General features: G+C 42.3%; 19 protein-coding genes and 2 pseudogenes. 7 read left to right on the forward strand and 14 right to left on the reverse strand.

Annotated elements, in window-relative coordinates:
* Window positions 1-61: 61 nt before the first annotated feature.
* The 4 genes from G460_RS0104520 to G460_RS0104535 form a co-directional block, all read right to left on the reverse strand.
* Window positions 62-1,405: an MATE family efflux transporter gene (locus tag G460_RS0104520; protein WP_026954247.1), complete on the reverse strand. Its 1,344-nt coding sequence runs from the start codon at window positions 1,403-1,405 to the stop codon at window positions 62-64.
* Window position 1,406: 1 nt separating this feature from the next.
* Window positions 1,407-1,949: an NUDIX domain-containing protein gene (locus G460_RS0104525; protein WP_026954248.1), complete on the reverse strand. Its 543-nt coding sequence runs from the start codon at window positions 1,947-1,949 to the stop codon at window positions 1,407-1,409.
* A 57-nt stretch (window positions 1,950-2,006) separates the two neighbouring features.
* A complete protein-coding gene (locus tag G460_RS0104530) occupies window positions 2,007-2,489 on the reverse strand; it encodes an Lrp/AsnC family transcriptional regulator (RefSeq protein WP_026954249.1) in 483 nt (160 codons plus the stop codon).
* 210 nt (window positions 2,490-2,699) lie between these two features.
* Window positions 2,700-3,896, reverse strand: coding sequence for a hypothetical protein (locus tag G460_RS0104535; RefSeq protein WP_026954250.1), 1,197 nt, complete (start codon window positions 3,894-3,896; stop codon window positions 2,700-2,702).
* A 76-nt stretch (window positions 3,897-3,972) separates the two neighbouring features.
* Between G460_RS0104535 and G460_RS0104540 the strand changes: the two genes are divergently transcribed.
* Window positions 3,973-4,623 carry a hypothetical protein gene (locus tag G460_RS0104540; protein ID WP_026954251.1) on the forward strand — a complete coding sequence of 217 codons (651 nt, stop codon included), beginning with the start codon at window positions 3,973-3,975 and terminating at the stop codon, window positions 4,621-4,623.
* 36 nt (window positions 4,624-4,659) lie between these two features.
* Here the strand turns inward: G460_RS0104540 and G460_RS0104545 are convergent, their stop codons facing one another.
* From G460_RS0104545 to G460_RS0104555, 3 genes are all read right to left on the reverse strand, one after another.
* Window positions 4,660-5,535 (reverse strand): sterol desaturase family protein, encoded by an 876-nt coding sequence (locus G460_RS0104545; protein WP_026954252.1) that lies wholly within the window; start codon window positions 5,533-5,535, stop codon window positions 4,660-4,662.
* Between the two features lie 2 nt (window positions 5,536-5,537).
* Window positions 5,538-6,344, reverse strand: coding sequence for a sulfite exporter TauE/SafE family protein (locus G460_RS0104550; protein WP_026954253.1), 807 nt, complete (start codon window positions 6,342-6,344; stop codon window positions 5,538-5,540).
* A gap of 148 nt (window positions 6,345-6,492) precedes the next feature.
* On the reverse strand, window positions 6,493-7,149 hold the full coding sequence (locus G460_RS0104555; RefSeq protein ID WP_026954254.1) for a Crp/Fnr family transcriptional regulator: 657 nt from the start codon (window positions 7,147-7,149) through the stop codon (window positions 6,493-6,495).
* A gap of 279 nt (window positions 7,150-7,428) precedes the next feature.
* Here G460_RS0104555 and G460_RS0104565 point away from each other — a divergent pair, with 279 nt between their 5' ends.
* The 5 genes from G460_RS0104565 to G460_RS0104585 all read left to right on the forward strand — a co-directional run bounded on the left by G460_RS0104565 (window position 7,429) and on the right by G460_RS0104585 (window position 12,771).
* Window positions 7,429-7,650: a FeoA family protein gene (locus tag G460_RS0104565; RefSeq protein WP_026954255.1), complete on the forward strand. Its 222-nt coding sequence runs from the start codon at window positions 7,429-7,431 to the stop codon at window positions 7,648-7,650.
* A 6-nt stretch (window positions 7,651-7,656) separates the two neighbouring features.
* Window positions 7,657-9,792, forward strand: coding sequence for a ferrous iron transport protein B (feoB, locus tag G460_RS0104570; RefSeq protein ID WP_026954256.1), 2,136 nt, complete (start codon window positions 7,657-7,659; stop codon window positions 9,790-9,792).
* A gap of 1 nt (window position 9,793) precedes the next feature.
* Window positions 9,794-9,910 carry a FeoB-associated Cys-rich membrane protein gene (locus G460_RS23535; protein ID WP_157366858.1) on the forward strand — a complete coding sequence of 39 codons (117 nt, stop codon included), beginning with the start codon at window positions 9,794-9,796 and terminating at the stop codon, window positions 9,908-9,910.
* Window positions 9,911-9,958: 48 nt separating this feature from the next.
* A complete protein-coding gene (locus tag G460_RS0104580) occupies window positions 9,959-11,434 on the forward strand; it encodes an oligosaccharide flippase family protein (protein WP_026954257.1) in 1,476 nt (491 codons plus the stop codon).
* Between the two features lie 416 nt (window positions 11,435-11,850).
* Window positions 11,851-12,771 (forward strand): universal stress protein, encoded by a 921-nt coding sequence (locus G460_RS0104585; protein ID WP_026954258.1) that lies wholly within the window; start codon window positions 11,851-11,853, stop codon window positions 12,769-12,771.
* Here G460_RS0104585 and ypfJ read toward each other — a convergent pair.
* The gene (gene ypfJ / locus G460_RS0104590; protein ID WP_026954259.1) at window positions 12,768-13,664 is read right to left on the reverse strand and encodes a KPN_02809 family neutral zinc metallopeptidase; all 897 of its coding nucleotides are present in this window, start codon (window positions 13,662-13,664) and stop codon (window positions 12,768-12,770) included. The two genes, G460_RS0104585 and ypfJ, sit on opposite strands and share 4 nt — an antisense overlap.
* Before the next feature lie 133 nt (window positions 13,665-13,797).
* Between ypfJ and G460_RS0104600 the strand changes: the two genes are divergently transcribed.
* Window positions 13,798-14,583, forward strand: coding sequence for a 3-keto-disaccharide hydrolase (locus tag G460_RS0104600; RefSeq protein WP_026954260.1), 786 nt, complete (start codon window positions 13,798-13,800; stop codon window positions 14,581-14,583).
* A gap of 186 nt (window positions 14,584-14,769) precedes the next feature.
* On the opposite strand, the gene G460_RS0104605 is transcribed toward G460_RS0104600, so the two are convergent.
* From G460_RS0104605 to G460_RS0104625, 6 genes and pseudogenes are all read right to left on the reverse strand, one after another.
* Window positions 14,770-15,186 carry an energy transducer TonB gene (locus tag G460_RS0104605; protein ID WP_026954261.1) on the reverse strand — a complete coding sequence of 139 codons (417 nt, stop codon included), beginning with the start codon at window positions 15,184-15,186 and terminating at the stop codon, window positions 14,770-14,772.
* Between the two features lie 74 nt (window positions 15,187-15,260).
* Window positions 15,261-15,578 (reverse strand): annotated as a pseudogene (locus G460_RS23425) (energy transducer TonB); the annotation flags it as partial.
* 216 nt (window positions 15,579-15,794) lie between these two features.
* Window positions 15,795-16,535 (reverse strand): annotated as a pseudogene (locus G460_RS23485) (M56 family metallopeptidase); the annotation flags it as partial.
* Complete coding sequence (locus G460_RS0104615) at window positions 16,532-16,906, reverse strand: BlaI/MecI/CopY family transcriptional regulator (RefSeq protein ID WP_026954263.1); 375 nt, start codon at window positions 16,904-16,906, stop codon at window positions 16,532-16,534. The gene G460_RS0104615 and the pseudogene G460_RS23485, both read right to left, overlap by 4 nt.
* An 87-nt stretch (window positions 16,907-16,993) precedes the next feature.
* Window positions 16,994-17,845: a DUF4249 family protein gene (locus tag G460_RS0104620; protein ID WP_026954264.1), complete on the reverse strand. Its 852-nt coding sequence runs from the start codon at window positions 17,843-17,845 to the stop codon at window positions 16,994-16,996.
* Window positions 17,845-20,244 carry a TonB-dependent receptor gene (locus tag G460_RS0104625; RefSeq protein ID WP_026954265.1) on the reverse strand — a complete coding sequence of 800 codons (2,400 nt, stop codon included), beginning with the start codon at window positions 20,242-20,244 and terminating at the stop codon, window positions 17,845-17,847. The genes G460_RS0104620 and G460_RS0104625 overlap by 1 nt, the downstream gene beginning before the upstream one ends.
* Window positions 20,245-20,258 lie beyond the last annotated feature (14 nt).

The raw sequence follows: 20,258 nt of genomic DNA on the forward strand, positions 1-20,258 counted from the left end.
TGGTGGTTTGAACCATGAATATAAGCCTAGTCCCTAAAAACAAATGCTCTTTCTGCCTAAATCAGATACTTTTTTGTTGAATGGCTTTTTGGCTGAGCCTATGAAATCTAATAAATAACACAACCGCCGTGATAGTCAAGCCAATCAATAGCCCATACCAGATTCCTTCAGCCCCCATATTCAATTCAAACGCCAAGAAATATCCCAGCGGCAATCCCAAGACCCAATAGGCAATCAAAGTAATCCAAGTCGGGAATTTCACATCTTCCATTCCTCTCAACACACCCAGGCCTGCGACTTGCACACCATCCGAAATCTGAAACATCCCGGCGATAATTAAAAGACTGGCTGAAGTAGCGATCACATGAGGGTCATCGATATATAAAGTCGGCAGAAACTCTCTAAAGCTGACAAATATCAAAGCTGTAATCGCCATAAATACCAAAACCATTGCAAACACGACCATACCTGCTTCGCGCATGGCTTTGAAATTCCCCTTCCCGATCTGATTGCTTACACGGATCATTCCGGCCGTACTCAGCCCTCCAGCCATCATATAGCTGATCGATGCCAGATTGAGTGCAACTTGATGACCTGCTAATGCATTGACTCCGATCCAGCCCATCATAATAGCTGCCGAACCAAAAGCACTTACCTCAAAAATGTATTGAAAACCGGTAGGAATGCCAATTTTTAAGATCCTGCTGACCATCGGAAAACTTAATTTTTTTAGGCCAAGAGTCAGATGATAAAGTCGATAGCGCTTAGATCCCAGAATATACCACCCCATCATAATCGGCATCAAAATCCGCGAGATCAAAGTAGCTAAGCCAGCTCCCACCAAACCCATTTCTGGGGCTCCCAACTTACCGAAAATCAAAACCCAGTTTAAAAACACATTGACCAAGTTGCAGAGCACGGTGATCACCATTGCTTGCTTCGTTTGCGACAGCCCCTCAGCCAACTGTTTGAATGTCTGAAAAAACATAAATGGGAAAAGGGATGCCGTAATGATAAACAAATACGGGATGGCCAACTCCACAACTTCTTCAGGCTGGTTGAGGAAATGAAGCCCCTGAGATAATCCCAAAATAACGCAGGTCAAAGTCAGAGCTGTCCCCATATTGATCCAAAGACCGTGCTGAAACAAACGTCCAATTCTTTTTACCTTACCTTTCCCTTCAGCCATAGAGACCAAAGGAGTAATCCCCAAGGAAATCCCCATTCCAAACATGAGAAGTACAAAAAAGATGGAATTGGCTAAGGATGCCGCCGCCAAAGGCACTGCTCCCAGCCTGCCGACCATCATACTATCGGCAACCCCTACCATGACCTGCCCTAGCTGGCTCAATACTACCGGATAGGCCAGCTTGTAGGTGATCTGAAAATGATCTTTGATTGTCATCTTATAAACCCAACATTCGGGCAACTTTTAATATCCCTGCAATACTGAGAGAATCAGTAATATCTCCTCTCATAACCATCTCTACCACTTCCTTGAATGGAAGCTTTCGAATCTGAAGCACTTCCGTCTCCTCATATTCTGTTTCTCCCTCAGTCAAATCCTGAGCTAGGTAGACAAAGCCTTCTTCATCCGTCACCGAATTAGACGTATGGATCCGAAGTACTTGTGTCCACTTTCCAGCTGTGAGACCTGTCTCTTCTTTCAGCTCCCTTTTGGCACTTTCAAGCCAATCATCTTCGATCGGACCTCCTCCCATAGGAATTTCCCAAGAATATTCATCCAAGGTATAGCGATACTGTCCCACCAGCCAGGTGTTCCCCTCTTCATCGATGGGGATGATGGCCATGGCTTTGTTTTTGAAATGTACCTTCCCATAAAACCCTTCCTTTCCAGCGGGATTGATGATATCATGCTCCTCCAAGCGAATCCAGGGGTTTTGGTAAATCGTTTTTTTGCGGAGTGTCTTCCAGGGATTTTCAAACATAGCTCATAAAAAAAGGGGTGACATTGCCACCCCTTTTGAAAATTTAGATTTAAAACTTTATGCCGGGATCGGCAATACTTTGGAATCTTTGAATGTGGACAAAATTACCATTGATTGCATGGAATCTACCTCCTTGATCTCAGATACTTTTTCCAACATCAGCTTCTGATAAGCGGTGATGTCCTTGGCGATGATCTTCAAAATAAAGTCACCAGTACCTGTAATGTGATGACATTCAATCACTTCAGGTATCCCGTTGATTTCTTTCATGAAAGCATCAATGTTTCCTTTATTATGACCGATAAGACTCACCAATACAAAAGTGCTGACACCCAAACCGATTTTTTCAGGATCCAATTTCGCATGATAACTTTTGATGATGCCGGATTGCTCCAGTTTCTTCACTCGCTCCAAGGTAGGTGCAGGAGAAAGTCCAATATCTTTAGATAGTTGAGCGTTTGTGATTTTCGCATTTCCCTGAAGTATTTCAAGTATTCTGCGATCAATTTTATCAAATTTTATTCTTACGCTATGATCCATGATTTCTTGCTTTTACAAAATTTTATGTCGTGCAAATTTATAATAATTAAGGAAAGTTTTAAAACTATTAAACATTTTTTAATAGACTCAATTCGAAATTTTCTAAAGAATTGAAGGGTTTTTAGCAAAGAATCCTTTCAAAAGCGCCTACACTATTAAGAAAATTCAAATTATCTCCTGTGTTGATTGCTAGAAACGTAAAGATTTTGATTAAAGTTTATTCTTTTTGATAAAATCTCTTGCAGCCTGATGAGCGGGGTGTTTTCGCTTTGCGTACTTCTTGACTTTCTTAAAATATTCCTTGGCTAGGTCTTTCTTATTTTCCTCTAAGGAAATTTTTCCGAGTTCTACCAGAGAATGAAGGTAGTAGCCACTCTCTTGGGACTCGGATTCTTCGCCATAGGATAGCGTTTTCAAATAATAGCGTTTTGCTTCGGACCGATTGCCGATTCTATCTTCATACTGGGCAATATAAAAGGCAGCATACCTCCCACTATTGGACTCATAGCCTTCCTGTCCCGCATCGATACGCTGTAGTATCTCTCTGGATTGGTTTACCGACTCGGTCCATCTTCCTACTGTATAGAGATGCCTCGCATAGGATCTGTGGAAATACGGGTTATTTGGAAATTTGCTATGCAGATATTCGGAAATACGCAGTGCCTCATAAGGTTTCTTCTCTTCGGAAGCATAAAGCCTAAACAAGAAATACATCGCCTCAATACGTGTATAAAATGCGTTCTCTGCCACCTGCTCCAATTGCTGCAGACCTAGCTGCTTACTTCCTTTGGGAAAGAGAGCCATGACCGGTCTGAGTAATGGGTAATTTTCAGGGATCCACACAGAAAAATAGTTGAATAAAGCATCTCCAAGCAGGAGCTCCGGATTAAATTCTTCTTCGCCTCTACTGAGTTCCATGTATTTCAATGCATTCTTTCCTGCCCAGGCAGACTTGGTCCAGCTTTTACGCTCGGCCATCAGCCGTCCTTGAAACCCATATCCTGCTGCCAAAAAGAAAGCTGCTTCTTTGTTTGTTTCATCTTCATCAAAAAGCACCTCGGCTTTTTCTATCGCACGCTCAAGATATCCTAGGAAAACGCGATCGTACTTTTCATTAGTTACATCTACTTCTATTCTCCACCAATAGCTAAGCGCCATCAAAAAATCGGGCAGAGGATGATCTGGATATTGATAGCCTATCACAGCAAAATCATGCTCCGCAGTCGGAAAATCAAAATTGTACATGCTATTGATAGACTTGGTCACGCGGTATTGCAAGCCCCTATCCAATAGTAAATAAGGGGAAGTTTTGACTTCCATACTATCTGGAGTTGCAGATTGAGCCATGCTGTTGAGCAGCGTCGCCATGAAAACTGACAGAAAAATTACAATTCGCTTCTTATACATATTTATGATACTATCGCACGCAAAATTATAGCTTATATCCTACTTTCGATTAGTTTTGGACAAGATTGATCCCAACATGCCAAAAGATCTTAGTCCCCTAGCAAAACGAATTCGAGAACTTTTAGATTTTGACAAAAGACTTTATTTTTTGTTGATAGTAATGCTCTTTTGGGTGATTCGCTATCTGACCAACACGATTATCCTCGAAGCAATTCCCGATTCCGAAAATTTAGAAGCCAGAGGTGACTTTATGATATTTCATGTGTTCAATACCCTGAACTACCTCTGGACTCCATTTGCGCTACTCTGGAAGTTTACCGTCATCGCTTTTTTGTTTTGGTTGGGCGGTTTTTTCTTGGGGTACAAACTCCCCTTCAAAGAACTATGGCAGTTTGCATTGGTCGCTGAGGGCATTTTCCTCATTCCGGAGCTGATTCGATTTCTCGTCTATCTCAGTCCTTCCATTTCTACCTCGTATTTGGAAATTCAAGAATACAGACCACTATCCCTACTTTCACTGATTGGGTTTGATCAGGTAGCTGACAGATGGAAGTATCCTTTGGGAACATTAAATGTTTTCGAAGTCCTTTATGCCACGCTCTGGATTTATGGATTCTATGCGATCAGCAGGAGAAGTATGAAAGAATCTGTGATCGCTGTTTTGGTCTGCTATATTTTCCCCTTGACTGTATGGCTGACGTGGTTTGTGATGGTGTACAGAGATTAAAAATTTGGATTTTAGATTACTTTCTCCTTTGGGAATTCACTTCTTTTTCTTACCCCAAGGATATCTCACTTGCTCCCAAAAACCGCTAGGAAATTCTTCGACATTTTCAAAACCTAATGGCTCGTCCCTGCCGTCATGCGGGATATAGGCTGTACCAAATAAATAATCCCAAAGACTCAGTGAAATCCCATAATTCACTCCATGACTCCCAGCAGGAAGATGCTTGGCATGATGCCAGGTATGCATGATTGGATTATTAAAAATATAACGAAATGGTCCATAGGATATCTTGACATTCGCGTGGTTGAGATGGCCGATCAGGATCGTGAAAATATGCAGGACAAAGAAATCATCCAGCCCAAATCCAATCATAGCCAGCGGGATATACTGCACTGATTTATAGACGACAGTCTCCATCCAGTGATAGCGAAGATGAGCAGCAAAACCCATCTGCTCTACCGAATGGTGTACCTTATGAAACTCCCACAGCCAAGGCACTCTATGCAGCATGCGGTGAACATTCCACTGTATAAAGTCAGCCACCAAAAACATCAGTAAAAACTGCCCCCATACAGGCCAAGTATTCACCTCGAGTGCTACGAGGTTGGTGATTCCAAAAAGTCCGAGAAAATCATTAAAAAGCTCTACGAACACATTGGAAAGTGAATTGTAAACGATCAGAGAAAAGAGAAAGAAGTTGAAAAACATATAGAACGCATCCAACCAAAAATCCTTTCTGAAAACAGGCCGATCTTTCCTCCAAGGAAAAATCAATTCCAATCCCCAAACGGCCAAGGAAAGACCGAGCAACCAGTAAAAATAGTTGTGCCAAGATGGGTATAGAATCTCCGATGTCAGATAATTCCAATAGCCATAATAGCCATCAAGAAAGGTTTTCAGATACTTTTCCACGCTTAGACGTTCATCAGTTCCTTGGTGATAATGTAAATCCCCATAAGTAACACAAACCAGCCAAAACCAGTTTTAAGTGCTTTTTCATTGATCTTTTTAGAGAGTGCAGACCCAATGAAAATACCTACCACTGATAGACCTGTAAATATGAGCAACATCTGCCAGTCAATTGGCTGATTGCTGACATCACCGAGAAAACCGATCAAAGATTTGGCGGCAATAATCAACAGAGATGTACCTACTGCCAGCTTCATAGGCAGCTTTGCCAATAAAACCAAAGCTGGAATGATCAAGAAACCTCCTCCGGCTCCGACTATGCCTGTGACCAACCCTACCACAGAACCTTCCAAGGCAATCATGGGAATATTGAATTTGACCTCGGCATTTTCGTCACAATCCACACACTTTTTGTTTCGAATCATAGAAAAAGAAGCCGCCAGCATGATCAAGGCGAAAAATACCATGATTCCGATATTTTTGGTCAAAACTACATCTCCAACGGTCCACAATGGATCAGGGAGCCAAGGAACCAAAAATTTTCGCGTCAGGAATACTGCTGTAAAGGAAGGAATGGCAAATACCAATGCAGTCCTATAATCCACTAATCCTTGCTTCATATAATTAGCTGCCCCGACCAGTGAGGTCGTTCCCACGACAAAAAGTGAATAGGCTGTCGCCAAAACCGGATCAACCCCCAGAATATACACCAAAACGGGCACGGTCAAAATAGATCCTCCCCCACCTATCAACCCCAAACTCACTCCAATTATAATTGCTGCTGCAAATCCCAATAGGATCACTACATCCATGATTTCATTTTTTTAGATTACAGCACAAAAATGGCTGATCTATTCCCCACAAAGCAGTAACAAATGTCACATCAAATACTTTAAAACTCCTATTTCCTGACATCAGAATCCTGCCAAATTGCTCTAAACCAAAATTCCCCTCCTATGATTATTGACTGATCAACTCTTCAAAATCATCTCGGATATAGATCACATTTCTACCCAGTTCTATCCATTTCTTTTTTTCAAGTTGCTTCAAAAGCCTGGAAATCACCTCCCGAGAGGTCCCCAGCTCCGTAGCAACTTCCTGATGAGTGGTATGGAGTTCATTGGTATGGTGCTGTTTCATTTTGGTAACAATGTACCGCATGAGGCGTTCATCCATTTTTTTAAATGCTACTGCATCCAGTGCCACCAACATCTCTTGAAAACGAGTCTGGTAAGTAGATGAAACGAAGTCTTTCCACTGTTTAAAATCCTCTGCAAGTTGCTCATGCACTTGGATCGGCACTGCCAAAATTGTCGTTGGTTCCTCAACCACTGCTTTTATTTCACTGGGCTTGGAGGCGGAGCAGCATGTCAAGGATAAAGCGCAAGTCTCTCCTGCATCCAGGTAGTACAAAAAGAGCTCTTTTCCGTCCTCGTCCATCCGCAATACCTTGATCGAGCCTGTCAGCACAATCGGAACCATCTTAATAAACTTCCCTGGCTCCATCAATACTTTCCCTGGCTCCACCTGCATCAATTTGCCTTTTTCAAGCAATACATCCAATAAAGATGGATCTGTGAAATTGGGAAGGGAGGTTTGAAGATCTTCTCTAGTCATAGTTTCAAAAGTTAGCGCAAAGGTAACCTGACTCAATTAATTAAAGGTGATGAATGTCACAGAATCCGCCATTCTCACATCAAATGACCAATCGATATTGCGGATAGAAAAACTTTGGGTGATTCTTGAGAATAGTCATCAATTCCAGATCAAAAAGATGAAACTCTAGCAGGATAGAGAAAGATAATTCCATAAATGGCCATTTTTCTCCCTAGATTTCCTTTAGAATAAATCCAAATAAACTAGTTTTGCGCTTCATTCTCCGGAAAATAAGATCCAATGACCGCAGACAAATTACCGATTTCCAAAAGCGCCATCATTCAGTCCATTGCTGATTCTCCCTTGAAAATCAATTTGATGGAGTTGGGATTTCTCCCTGGCAAAACCATCACCTTGCATCATATCGCTCCTCTCAGTGGCCCTATGGCTTTCAAACTAGACGAGACCATCTTGGCCTTGCGCAAATCGGAAGCTGCTCTTTTGGATATCCAAATTCTTTGATTACCCATGTCTGAACCTACCCAAACTCCCCTAGTCAAGCCTTTGAAAATCGCCATTATTGGAAATCCCAATGTGGGGAAATCCACCATTTTCAACCAGTTGACAGGTCTGAGTCAAAAAATCGGAAACTACCCTGGAGTCACAGTCGACAAGAAGACCGGCGTAATGCATCATCAGGGAAGTACCTACGAAATCATTGATTTGCCGGGCACTTATTCCCTTTACCCCAATTCGGAGGATGAGATCATTGCCCATCGGGTTCTCAATCAACTTACGGAACAAGAACGACCGGATTTTGTCCTGATGATCTTGGACTCCATGCAAGTTTCCAGAGGCTTGTTTCTTGCCACGCAGCTGATCGACTTGGGACTGAATCTTGCCTTGGTGCTTAATATGGCAGACATGGCCGAGAAGCAGCAGCTGGAGATCAAAGGGTTTGAATTATACAAAGCACTGGGAGTGCCAATTCTTCATACTGATGCACGTGGTGCCAAAGGAATCGAACAGATACGGGATCTCATTCACCAGAAAAACTTCTCAAAACCCACTGAATTTTTACCAGTCGGTGAATATATCGATGCCCAATCGCTTACGGATGTCAAAGAAAAATTTGAAATCCAAAGCGACTACCAAGCCTATCAAATCCTACGATTTGGTCCTAAGGATAAAGGAATTTCTATCGAAAAAAGAGAATGGCTTCAGCAAAAGACTGCCCAACTAGGTCTCAATCTCGATGCAGCTCAACTGGAAGAGACCAAACTGAGATATGAAAAAATAAATAGCATCGTCGATCAGGCATTGGTCAAAAAGGAAATAAAGGAACGTAAATCGTCAGCAATCGATAAGCTGATCCTTCATCCTGTGCTCGGATATGCCCTGTTTGGTATCATCCTCTTAGTCATATTTCAGGCTATTTTTGCTTGGGCCTCTGTACCGATGGATTTGATTGACGGATTTTTCGGTGATTTAAGTGGATGGGTAAGTAGCAGTCTGCCAGAAGGACCACTTGCCAGTCTGATAGCTGATGGGATCATCCCCGGCATTGGTGGCGTAGTGATCTTTATCCCGCAGATCGCCATGCTTTTTGGTTTTTTGGCAATTTTGGAAGATACTGGCTACATGTCCAGAGTCGTGTTTCTGATGGATCGATGGATGAGGCCATTTGGACTTCATGGTAAAAGTATCGTGCCTTTGGTCTCCGGTGTGGCATGTGCTATTCCGGGAGTAATGGCCGCCAGAAATATCGGTAACTGGAAAGAAAAAATCATCACCATCATGGTCACTCCATTGATGAGTTGCTCAGCCAGGCTTCCTGTTTACATTATTTTGATCGGCTTGGTCATCCCAGATGAGACTGTGTTGGGTTTTGTCAATATGCAAGCTTTGGCATTGCTCGCCCTTTATCTATTGGGCGTAGTAGGTGTTTTGATCACTGCTTTTGGAATGAAGTATATTCTTAAGACAGAAGAAAAAAGTTTTTTGATGGTAGAGCTTCCAAGCTACCGTACTCCAAGATGGAAAGACGTGGTCATCACCATGTACAATAAATCCAAGACGTTTGTAATGGAGGCGGGAAAGGTTATTTTGGCTATTTCTGTCATTCTTTGGGTCTTGGGCTCTTATGGACCACCTTCGAAAATGGAGGAAATCAGAGTAACTGCAGAACAAAGACTAAGTACTGCAACTAGTGAAGAAGAGATCGCTACTATCGAAACGGAAACATCCTCGCTATTGCTTGAGAATTCTTTCATAGGCATCATGGGCAGAGCCATCGAGCCTGCTATCCGACCGCTAGGCTATGACTGGAAGATCGGAATCGCATTGATCACTTCATTTGCTGCAAGAGAGGTATTCGTTTCTACGATTGCCACGATCTACAGCATCGGAGGAGACCTGGAAGATGATTCGACTATTCGAGAAAAAATGAATGCCCAAATCAATGCAAACACTGGCACCAAAACATTTGATTTGCCCACTTCCCTTTCTCTAATGGTGTTTTATGCCTTCGCGATGCAGTGCATGAGTACATTGGCAGTGGTCTACCGGGAAACCAAAGGCTGGAAATGGCCGTTGATTCAAACTGTATACATGACCGTATTGGCTTATGTATCTGCGTTGATCACCTATCAAATTTTCTCCTAAGATGTGGCAAGAAATTATTGTTGGACTAATTGTATTGACGGCTTTGGCTTATTTGGGAAGGAGATTCTTCTTCCCATCCAAAGCCAAAGCAGGATGCGATAAATGTGTCAAGCCTTGATCGTAGATTAAGGTGATGATTTTCCTGATTTTTTGATAATTTCGACGCATGGGCAAAGTTGCCAGCCAAAGTATTCAGACGACCATTTTTTCTTACATCGGAGTAGTCATCGGCTATTTCAATGTGCTTTGGCTATATCCTTATGCACTTGAGGCAGCTCAGTTAGGGACTTTCCGTACTATTCAGGATTTAGGATTGTTATTTGTTCCTTTTGCCCAGTTAGGATTGGGTCATGGTATCACACGATACTTTCCGAAATTGGACAAAGGTCAATCCGCTTTCCTTAGCTTCAGCCTCCTATTGGCCTGTCTGGGATTTCTACTTGTCAGCACCTTGTTCTATGTCTTTCGGGAGCAGGTGATTGGGCTTTTTTCTAAAAATTCCCCTGACGTGATCAACTATCTCTGGATTGTGTTGATGATCACTTTTCTTGCTTTGGCTAATTCTATTTTGGATGCCTACAGCCGCTCCTATCTCAAAGTAGCAATACCCGCCTTTTTCCGGGAGGTATTACTTCGTCTATTGACGGGCTTGTGGATTTTATCTTTTTTGGGTGGCTGGATCGATTTTGATCAGTTGATGGCAGGTCTGATTTTGGTTTACGGCATTCCTTTGTTAGGCATGTTGATCTACCTGATTTGGCTCAAAGTACTGCGAATTGACTTGAACTGGTCCAATTTCCCCTCTGGATTCAGAAGTTCATTTTTGAAATTCAGTTTGATCACATTTTTGGCTACTGCTGCTTCCACCTTGATTTTGAAAATCGACAGCATCATGGTCAGCTCGATGGTGAGTCTGGAGGCCAATGCCATTTACACAATTGCTTTCAGTATGGCTTTGGTGATCGAGATGCCTCGCAGAGCTATCTCTCAAGTCGTGATGCCTGTCATTGCCGATCATTTTTCAAAAAATGAAATCTCCCAAATCAATTTGCTCTACAAACATGTATCGAGAAGACAGCTCTACATCTGTCTGCTTCTATTCATCGGGATTTGGGCAAATATCGATTCCATTTACCACTTCATTCCGAATCGAGAAATCTACGAAAATGGGAAATGGGTCGTCCTATTTATTGGCATAGGCAAGCTTTGTGATGTTGCATTCTCAATCAATGGAGAAATCCTCGTCTTTTCCAATTACTATCGCTTCAACTTGATCGCGACCGTTCTGATGAGTGGAATGATTATAGCACTCAATTACCTGCTGATCCCCATTTATGGGATCGAAGGTGCGGCCATCGCATCGGCACTGGTGATGTTATTTTTCAACTTGACCAAATTCGTTTTCCTAAGAGTAAAACTCCGACTTAGTCCTTTTGATTGGCAGACACTGATGATCCTACTTTCTGGGCTTTTGGTTCTATTCATAGTCCAGTTTGTACCAATGATGGAAAATCCATTGGCTGCTATGGGAATAAAATCAATTTTGATTTTAGGATTCTATGTTGGATTGGCTACTTTGGGTATAGCAGGAAAAGAAGAGCTTAGCTGGATAAGGCAAAAAATAAGAAAGTCCGGATCTTAGAGTGTTACAAACCTCCGTATAGACAAGATTTGAGCTGCCTGAAAACCGCAAACTTCCACTGTTATCCTGCCAGAAGCGAGGCCCCGATAGCTATCGGGGTGAGGCCTGTTTTTGGAAAGGGCTTCACTCGGTAATTATGTTAATTGTGAAGTTTGAACATGTCGGCGACCCGGACTCGTGCAAATATACGATTTAATCAAGGAGGGGTTAAGGATCATGAGATTTATTGACATAAAAAATAAAAAAGCAACACTATCAGCATAGCTTCACGACGACATTATCCTGAATTTAGTATTCAAACCCTTTTCAAAAAGAAGAATAATTTACGCAATCGATATTTTCAAAATTTTATACCGAAACCTTTCTTAACTAATCCTTTTTAACTTTAACTTTGCAAATCGAAATCCCGGAACCATATGTATTTGATTAAAAAATTGATCGTCTGCCTAGACCAAACTTCCCTGGACAAGACTCTGATTCAGCATGCGGCTTTTATCGCTAGAGTCAATCAGACCAAGAAAGTTTATTTTGTCAATGTCATCAAAAACCTCTCTGTTCCAAAAGAAGTCTTAGAGGAGTTTCCAAATCTGGTTGAAAACATGATCAATGAACGACAAGGGGCCATGGAAACTATGGTCAAGGAATATTTCGGCAGCACAAAAGGCATTTCGCTCAATTTTGTCGTCAAGGAAGGTTCTCTTTCTAAAAAAGTGCTCAAACTAGCGGAAGAAAAATCCGCAGATATGATCATCATCGGTAGAAAAATCGAGCTACCGGGTACTGGAGTAGCATCATTGAGATTGGCAAGAAGAGCCTCCTGCTCTCTATTGATCGTACCGGAAGGTAGCCTTCCAAAAATCACAAAAATCTTGGTTCCCTCTGACTTTTCGGAATATTCCAAGGATGCTTTGGAGGAAGCAATCATGATTGCAGAGCGTCATGGCAACGTGGAGATTGTTTGCCAAAATGTTTTCACTGTGCCTTCTGGATACCATTTCACTGGTAAAAGCTATGAGGAATTCACCCAGATCATGCAAATGCATGCCGAGATCAATTACAAAAAATTTATCCGAAAAATAGACACCAAAGGGATCAAAATCAGCCCGATCTACACCAAGGATGATGACGATGATCCTGTTCAGGAAATTGTTTCCAAAGCTTTGGAAATCGGTGCGGATGGCATCATTATCGGGGCTAAAGGACGGACAGCAGCCACTGCATTGTTTATTGGCAGCATGGCGGAGCGCCTGATCCAGTTCAATGACAGTCTTCCTCTATTGGTCACCCGGCCTAAAGGAAAGAATGCAGGGATTCTGGATTACATTTTGGAAATCTAAAGTTCAGAAGCGCTGAAAGTATCTCCCTGACGAAGATCTCCAGTTTCAAAGCCTTTCTTAAACCAACGCATCCTCTGAGCAGATGTACCATGAGTAAAAGAATCCGGTACGACACGCCCAGAGGCTTGTTTTTGGAGTCGGTCATCCCCGATGGCATTGGCTGCATTGAGCGCCTCTTCGAGATCTCCGCTTTCCATCATGCCGCTGATTCGCTGACTATGATGGGCCCATACACCTGCAAGGAAATCTGCCTGTAGCTCCAGTTTCACTGAATACTGATTGTATTCCTTTTCACTGACCTGACCACGAAGATTATGTACTTCGTCTGTTATTCCCATGAGTTTTTGGATATGATGCCCTACCTCGTGAGCGATCACATAAGCCTGAGCGAAGTCGCCGGGAGCATTGAGTTTCCGCTCCATATCTTCAAAAAAGCTCAAGTCAATGTATAATTTCTCATCTCCAGGACAGTAAAATGGCCCTGTCGCAGCACTTGCATTCCCACAGGCAGACGAAACCGATCCTGTAAACAATACCAAGGTAGGCTCTCGATAGTCTTGAAGTAATTGGTTCCAAATGATCTCAGTATCTCCTAAAATAGTCGCACTAAACTCCGCCAACTCATTTTCTTCTGCTGAAGGGGCATAGTTCGTTTCGGTAGTGAAGCCCTGCCCTCCTCCATTCATCAAGCCTCCTAAGAAATTAAGCGGATTGGTCCCTGTCACGACAGAAAAGACAATCACCACTCCCACGATAATCAGGCCTGTCTTTGAAAAAAGAATTTTCAACAGAGGCCCTATCAAAAACGGATTGATTCCACCACCACCACCTGGACCACTCTGCCCTCTCCTATCTTCTACATTTTGACTTTTCCTTCTCCCTTGCCATTTCATAGTTTCATTTTTTGGGTAAAAAAACTGCTTTTTTGACTTTCTATGGAAAATATATTTTCCACTCTCCTAAAATTAACCAAATTGACAAAAAAGCATTTCAATCTTTTAAAATTCATAATCAAACCATAAACCCATGATTCAACTCATTCCCAACCTGAATAAAAAACTCATCCTTCTAGGAGTCTCATTACTTGGCTTTCAGCTCAATTCTTCTGCTCAAGTCGGTGTAGGCACTCAGCCAATACCTGGGGCCGAAGTGGTCCTTGACGGTAGCAAAGAAACGCTTTTGGAAAAGTGGGAATATTGGAAAGGACCTAGATTCCAAGCCAAAGACCCGATCAACTGGGCCGAAGTAAAAGATCCTGTCACAGGAGGAAAGGCAATCAGCTCCAATGATCCGGCTGCAGCTGGAGGACTGTATGGGGCTGCTGATATTGTCACAAAAAAGAAACTCACGGACTTTCGTGCCCATGTCGAATTTTTGATCGAAAAGGAAGGTGGAAATAGTGGGGTGTACTTACAAAACCGCTATGAAATCCAAGTCCTCGACGGTGACTACGGCCTTCACGGCATGGCAGCCGTCATCAATGAGCATTTACCAAAAGAAGAAGCATATCATGGAATCGGCAAGTGGAATGCTTACGATATAGTCTTCAAGGCTGCACGATTTGAAAATGGAAAAATCACCGAACAACCGAGAGTCACTGTTTACTTCAACGGAAAGAAAATCCACGATGATGTAAGTATTCAACAGGTTTGGGGAGGGCCAAACTCCGGACTCGATGGTGGCAATGATGGTGGAAAAGGTATCACTGATCGGCCAGGTGGCTTAAAACTTCAAGCAGAAGGACATGATGTCCTGTACCGCAATGTCTGGATCAAGGAATTGGAACTTGATGGAAAATCCACAGATTTCTAAAAAAGAGTAAAAGCTTAGAATTTGACTGGCCGAGCGGAGTCAAAGTGTCTCTAAAGTATTCCTGGTGTTATTTTGACTTCGCTTGCTTGACTTAATCAACTTCTGATGTAGCTCTCGAGAGTAGAGAACAAAAAAACTCCACTAAAAAAATGGAGCCTTTCAAAAAAAATTGAATCATCTACAATATCAACTCAGTTTAAACCTGATGGGAAGTCTCATTTCGGTTCTCACTTTTTTTCCTTCTTTCTCGCCTGGCAACCAATCTTTGGATTCTTTCACCACTCGAACAGCTTCCTGATCGCATCCGGCTCCTATCCCTCTCAGGATCTCAACATCGGAAACAGAACCATCCGTCTCTACGATGTATTTGACCACGACCGTACCTTCGACTTTTTTGGCTCGTGCAGCTTCTGGATAGCGTAGACTATTGGCTAGATAGTTCATCAATCCGTCCATCCCTCCTGGATATGACGGCATTTTGTCGAGAGTTTGAGCCTCGCTGGATTTGATTAGTTCCGTCTGAGCATGTACTTCCGAAGTATTAAGCATACTTACCATACCCAAGAATAGAACTGCGACGAAAGTTTTTAAGATAGTCTTCATGTCTTTAGATATTGAATGGGTGCAAAAAAATCCCCTTCATCAAAGGGGAATTTTCACTATAAGCACCCCTTTTATTAACTTAATTTAAACCTGATTGGCAATCTCATCCGAGTTCTTACAGCCTGTTCTCGCTGCTTGCCCGGCTTCCAATTTGGTGCGTTCTGAATTACTTTTACAGCCTCTTCATCACATCCGCCACCGATTCCTCTCAGGATCTCCACATCTTGGATCGATCCGTCGGTATTGATCACAAAGACTGCTATTACAGTACCTTCAATTCCCATTTGTCTAGCTTGGGATGGGTATTTCAGATTAGACGACAAGTAACTATTCCATCCGTCCATTCCTCCCGCAGGCTCAGGCTGATCTTCCACCACGTCAAAAATAAGATCTTCTGAAATCTCCACCAGTCTTCCGTTGGTAACTCCTTTGAGGCCTGTAGTTCCATCTTCGTTGATCACCTCTACCAGTTCATTAGGTTTCAGTGGTTCATCTTCCAAGTTTTGCTCGCAGGCAAAAACCATGACCATAAGCGACAGTAAGGGTAGGATCAGCAAAAATCGTCCTTTTTGAATCCCACTCGATTGAGTTCTATTCATCATCATTATTCGTTTTTTGGTTTGAAATTGGTTAAAGCTATTCATCAATTGCCAGCCTTGATCTTGGGTGATCAGACGCAGCAAAAGTCTGGAATAATCAAACTGAGAATACGATTGGGTCACTCCTTGATCCGCCTGATATTCGTGAACTTCACGAAGTGACTTTTCATAGAGATAGGCAAGTGGATGAAACCAAAAAACTGCCTTGACCAATTGGATCAAAATCAAATCCCAGGTATGTCTTTTACTCACGTGAATCGACTCATGAATCAAAATCTGCTGCTGATCAGCATCTTCCGGATCATACTTGGGGAGCAGGATATAATTGAAAAATGAAGCAGGCTCAAAACTCTGATGTACAGCGACCTTCATCCCCCTATAGTCAAATTTATCTACCAGTTGCAGTTGAAAAATTGGTTTGGCGAGTCCTAAGGAAAATTTGACCAAACCCCAAGTCAACCCTATCAAATACACAGCTAGAAGGGCTTCTTGCCAACCAAAGGCTTGCTTCACCTCTTCCACTTCCTGTCCAACTTGGATCGTAGGGAGTGTAAACTCCGCCAGTGTGGACTGCGTCGTGCTCATCTGAAATGAGAGGAAAGGCAACACCAAAACCAAACCTAGAAGTAAGAGTAACACTCTTCTATTCCAGTCGAAAAAAGTCAATTTGTCCAGAACGACCTTATAAAAAACCCATCCCAAAGCCAAAATCAAACTTCCTTCCAGTAGAAAATTGACCAATAGTTTCATTCTTTGCTTTTGTTTTCGAAGTCATCAATCAGCTTTTGCAAGCCTTCCACCTCTCCTTTTGAGATCTTCTTCTCCTTGACCATGAAAGAGAGAAAATTCCCCACCGAACCTTCAAAAAAATGCTTCACCATATGGTTGATGCTTTTTTTAGAGTAATCTTCCTGAGACACTACCGGAGTGTACATATGTACCGTCCCATATACCTTGTGAGTCAAGTATCCTTTTTTTTCCAGCAATCGAATCGTCGATGCCAAGGTGGTATAGGGAGGTTTGGGATCTGGAAATTCATCCAATATATCCCTTACTAATGCTTGTTCTTTTTTCCAAAACAAACGCATGATGCGCTCTTCCTGCTCTGATAATTCTTTCATAAACCTAATGTAAAATGAATTTTTTAAACTTCCTATTATTTTTTAGTAGATATACTTAAAATTCGTTTTTATTGAATTTCAATTCCTTTATTGATTTTCGGTTTCGGGATCTTCTACTTCTATTCGTACTGTTTCGGAAATGATGGGAGTGACCATAAAATAGCCCAAAACTTCTCCTCCTCCCTGCTGGACCTTGATATTGCTATCTGGGTTTTGCGGAGGAGGACTGAATAAGCCTCCATCATTGTAGAGCAATCCGACCATCTGGGTGAAATAGTTGTAAATTTCCTTATTCATCCTAAAGAGCTCCATCCTCACCACATCCTCTGCTTCAAAAGCGTATCCCAACTCAAGTCCATCCTCAAAAAAAGAAAAGCCAAACGTATCATCAAAAAGCAGATAGTCATCCCTATCATTTTTCAGTGAATCATTTTCGATGATGCGAATTCTATAATAATTATCCTCCTCAAAAGGTATCTTTCCGTAGGCTTTGATATAATATCCTTCGTCATAGAGAAAGCGCTCTTCTTGATATTGATACGTCAAACTATCCAAAATAGGAGGTGCAAGCATTTTGCCTGATGCCACATAGTAGTTGTTTTGCCAGGCGACATGAAGCTCATAATCCTTCCCTATCTCAGCCAAAATGTTAGGGTTGAGATTTTTATACGATTGGCTCTTTTCATCAAAGGTAAAAGGTATTATGACATATCGATCTGGGGTCATCACCAGCACATCTGCATCTTTGATGATGACTCGATCCGTGGTATCGTAGTAGTTTTTGGCAAGCGAGATTTTGACCTCATTGTAGTAGTTCTTATCCGACCAGATTCCTTCTATGACGGGAATCTGCTGATCTATCGTATCCAAGGGTAGGTACACCTCCTCTTGACAGGATGCGAAAAGAATCAGCCCAAATAGGTAAAGTATTCGTTTCATCAAAACTCAAAATTATAGGTAATGGAAGGAAGAAAGGTAAACAAGTAAGTCATGACAACTCCCGGTCTGGCACTTTCTATTGGGCCATCATTGGCTCCAAATCTGAAATCATCATTATAGATTTCCCGAAACTCATATGCAAATGGATTCTTTCTGCCATAAAGATTATAGACGCTGAAATTCCAACTTCCTCTCCAGCGTTTTCCTTTATTCGGGTTTTTCCATGTCACTGAGGCATCCATGCGATGATAAGCCGGATAGCGGTCTTCATTTCTATACTTCGAATAGAGCGGCAGTTCCTGGTTGTCCACCGGGTAGGTACCTATAGGAAACGAAACAGCTTGGCCAGTAGAATAAACAAAGGTCAAGCCCGCAGACCAACTAGGCGAAAACTCATGATTAAGCACCAAAGTCACATCATGAGGCCTGTCATAGCGTGGATTGTATTTTTCACCTTCACTGATTCCCTCAATTTGTCTCCATGTTCGAGACCATGTATAGGCCAACCAACCAGTCGTATTACCGACATTTTTTCGAAGCATCATTTCCAGACCATATGCCCATCCCTTACCACTCAGAATTTCTGTCTCTATCTGGTCAGAAAACAAGACCTGAGCTCCGTTTCTCAAATCGATGATATTTCTCAAATCTTTGTAATACCCTTCCAGAGAAAGCTCCCATTGGTTATCTGCCAAATTTTTGAACACTCCCAATGAAAACTGATCCGAGCGAATAGGAGGCACATACGTTCCAGCCAAGATCCATCTATCTATCGGTAAGCCTGCCGAGCTATTGCTGGCAATCTGCACGTATTGAAAATTACGGTTGTAGGCAGCTTTCAACGAGAGACTTTCGTCGAGCAAATATCGAAAAGACACTCTAGGCTCCAATCCATGATAAAATTGGATGCTTTGAAATGAGTCATATTGGATAGAATCAGTAACTGAGACATCGGGATCCGGTACTCCTCCTTCATAGATGTAATCTTGCCCTTTTCCGATTTGATTGTAAAATCCCCACCTTAAGCCAGCTTCACCACTGAGACGTGGGGAAAACTCATAAGTCAAGCCAGCAAACACATTGTTCAAAAGTCCATTTTTGGCACTAGTCCTGATAGCTTCCAAGTCACTATCCTCCAAAGGAGTGAAATCAATCGGGAAAAACTGATACAGCTGAGAATGAAAACCCCAATAACTTTGAAGCTTAGGATTTTTTGCAAGCGTCCATTGAGCTTTTACACCCGATTCTGTCAGTTTGTTTTTCCATTCAAATCCATTCTCAGGATCGTTCAATTCGATTTTGTATTGATAATTAGAATAGTAGGCATCGAGGTCAAAAAACACATTTTCTGAAATGTTGCGTGACCAATGAGCCGCTGTGACCCAGTTGCTCCAGCCCAAACCAAACTCCGCATCTACGCCCAAGAAATCTCTTCCTTGGTAACTGGAGACCGTAAGCTTGTCACGGTCAGATAGACGAAAAGCCAATTTGCCACTGACGTCATGAAAATTCAGTTTGTTTTCCCGGATATCTTCGTCGTTGGATAATTTGAGAAAAACATCTGCATACGTCCTCCTTGCAGAAATCACAAAAGTCGAGCGGTCCGAAAATAAAGGACCATCCAGCGTAAACCGGGATGAGATCGTTCCTATTCCTCCTTCTCCATGAATCTGATTTGAATTGCCTTCCTTCAGTCCCACATCGATCAGAGACGAGACTCTCCCACCAAAACTTGCCGGCATATTTCCTTTATATAATTCCACTCCATCCAATGCATCCGGATTGAAGACAGAAAAGAACCCGAAAAAATGAGATGGATTGTAAACTGGTGCTCCATCAAGCTGCACCAGATTTTGATCTGCAGAACCTCCCCTTACAAACAAACCTGTAGTCCCCTCACCTGCTGTCTGCACTCCTGGCAACAGCTGCAAACTTCTCAATAGATCCACCTCACCAAATAGCGCCGGGATATTTTTGAGTGTTTCGATAGGCAAATCCACCTTGCCTGTTTCCAGATTTCTGATATTCTCATCTGGTTTTTTATCCTGAATCAGGATTTCTTGCAGGGACAGTTCTTCCGGAGAAAGAAAAAACTTGAGCTCTTTCCCTAAATCTTTCTCCACGATGACACGCACAGAGCGCTCATAGCCAATGAAAGACACTATTAATTTGGCGGGCAATTTCTCCAGAGGAATCGTAAAACCCCCATCAATATCACTTACTACTCCAGCTTGGGGGTTTTCTTCCCAATAAATATTAGCTCCAGGAAGCGGTGAAGAATCTTCTACATCTACTACTTGTCCTCGCAAGTCTTCCTTACTTTGGGCCGAAACCCAGGTCGTACCGAAACCTAAGAAAAGAATCAAAAAAAAGGCTGAGCCAAAAGCTTTATTAATCATGGAAATCTAAAATT

Origin of the sequence: Algoriphagus vanfongensis DSM 17529 (assembly GCF_000429465.1) — a bacterium.
Classification (GTDB): Bacteria; Bacteroidota; Bacteroidia; order Cytophagales; family Cyclobacteriaceae; genus Algoriphagus; species Algoriphagus vanfongensis.